The sequence below is a fragment of the Chamaesiphon sp. OTE_8_metabat_110 genome (assembly GCF_031382685.1).
In the GTDB taxonomy this organism is placed as follows: Bacteria; Cyanobacteriota; Cyanobacteriia; order Cyanobacteriales; family Chamaesiphonaceae; genus Chamaesiphon.
Window position 1 is genome coordinate 1 of record NZ_JANMZA010000520.1, and the last position, 2121, is coordinate 2121.

Consider the following 2121-nt stretch of genomic DNA (forward strand, 5'->3'; position numbering starts at 1 on the left):
ATCCACTATCCACTATTCACTATCCACTATCCACTACTCATTAGTAAATTTGTTTGAATGCAAAATATCAATAAGATTGTCTCGATCGCCAAAATGGCCGAACTCCTCATAATTCACTGGACATTTCGCTCGGTTCGACTAAGTTAAATAGCTGACCGAACCGAACGATAATTGAGGTCATTAGGCGCTCAAAAACTGGTAAATCTCGGCATCGGTGGGTTGGGCATCGATCGCGCCAGGTTTGAGCGTCGTCAAAGCTCCAGCAGCAGCGGCATAGCAGACTATTTCTGGAGCAGATTGGGCTGTCCCCAACTGATGTATCAATCCGGCGACAAAGGCATCCCCAGCCCCGGTAGTATCGATCGCGTTGACACTAAAAGCAGGCTGTTCGCCAGCAAACCCATCTAACCAGTATTCACACACATTGCCACCATCGGTGACAAAAATTCCCATGGCTTTGGGTAAGTATTCGCAGAGCAGTTGGGGCGATGTTTGCCCATAAATTAGTTCGGCTTCTTCTTTGGCAAACTTGACATAATCCGCACTGGCGAGGAGTCTTTTTATCGCGGGAATAGCTACTGTCGGCGATGTCCAAAAAGTCGGTCGCCAGTTGATATCTACTACGATCTTCACCCCCTGAGCGGTGGCAAATTCTACAGCTTGCCAAGTACTCGCCGCACTGAGCGGATATGCTAATGCTAATGTCCCCAGTAATAAAAAGTCCGCACCTATAAATAAGTCTCTCGACACTACACTCAATTGGGTGTCGGCAAATTTATCGGTCGCAATCCCCCCAAAATCGCCAAAAATGCGATCGCCATCTGCGGTTCGTACTACATATACCTGCCGCGTTGGGGCGGTGGGATGGCGTTGTAAGCCAGTCAGATCCACACCTTGAGTTGTCAATTTGTCCGTCAATTTCTCGCCAGCTTCATCGGTACCGACACAGCCGATAAATCGCGATCGATCGCCCATTTTGACGAGCGCACAAGCCACATTCGCAGGTGCGCCACCCGGTAACGGCGTCCAAGATGCGACTAGCTCGCGACTGACACCAATCTCATTTGCTAACAGATCGAAGAGTACTTCACCAAGACAAATGACGGTAGACATTTAGGGGGTGGGGGTTGGAGGATAGGGGGGAGGTAAGAGGGAAAAGGGAAAAGGGGAAAGGGGAAAGGTAATGGAGGGATTAAACCTTTGATAATTTTGAGTGGTACCAAAAATATGCGATCGCAACTAAATCTAGATGAATAACGATCTTGACCGACTATTAACCAGTTATCATTATGACTTACCGGAGGAATCGATCGCGCAGACTCCTGTAGTACCGAGAGATCGATCGCGGCTGTTGGTAGTCGAAGCGGGTGAGGGCTATCAACATCGTCACTTTCATGAGATTGGCGATTTTCTCAATCCGGGAGATTTGCTTGTATTTAATAATACTCGCGTCATTCCCGCGCGGATTTATGGTGCCAAAACCACAGGCGCACCTGTGGAAATTTTGCTGTTATCCGAGCAGCAACATAATAGTTGGTTGGCGCTGGTAAAACCCGGACGCAAGCTCAAAGTCGGTACCCAAATTATTTTCCCTGCACGCGATCGATCGGGTGAAATTCCCCAGATTACAGCGACAATTATTGCTAGAGATGAAGTTACTGGTGGTAGGTTACTGCAATTTGAATTACCCGACGACATCCCCCTGCTGCAAGTGTTGGCTGACTTTGGCGAACTCCCGCTACCGCCATATATCAATGCCAGTACTTCGACTCCCGATCAGTATCAAACTGTCTATGCCAAAGTTCCCGGTGCGGTAGCAGCACCCACGGCTGGGTTACATTTTACGCCGGAATTACTCGATCGATTGACCGCCAGTGGTATTCGCCAAACTCACGTTACGCTCCATGTGGGTGTGGGGACTTTTCGCCCCGTCGAAGCCGAGGATATTACCACCCATCAGATGCACCATGAATGGCTAGAAATTACCAGCGAGTCGATCGAGCTAATTGCAGCCACTAAAGCCGCTGGTGGCAAGGTATATGCCGTGGGGACAACTGCGGTGCGCGTCCTGGAAACGGCAGCTCAGACGGGCACGTTGCAGCCTTACAGCGGCGATACGAA

The 2121-nt window shown here is 49.6% G+C and carries 2 protein-coding genes; one reads left to right on the forward strand and one right to left on the reverse strand.

Annotated features, from left to right (window positions below; all coding sequences use genetic code 11):
- Positions 1-180: 180 nt before the first annotated feature.
- Positions 181-1113 (reverse strand): carbohydrate kinase, encoded by a 933-nt coding sequence (locus RMO52_RS18860; RefSeq protein ID WP_310417322.1) that lies wholly within the window; start codon positions 1111-1113, stop codon positions 181-183.
- A gap of 136 nt (positions 1114-1249) precedes the next feature.
- On the opposite strand from RMO52_RS18860, the gene queA reads away from it, so the two are divergent.
- Positions 1250-2121 (forward strand): tRNA preQ1(34) S-adenosylmethionine ribosyltransferase-isomerase QueA (queA, locus tag RMO52_RS18865; protein ID WP_310417325.1); only part of this gene is annotated, 872 nt, incomplete at its 3' end.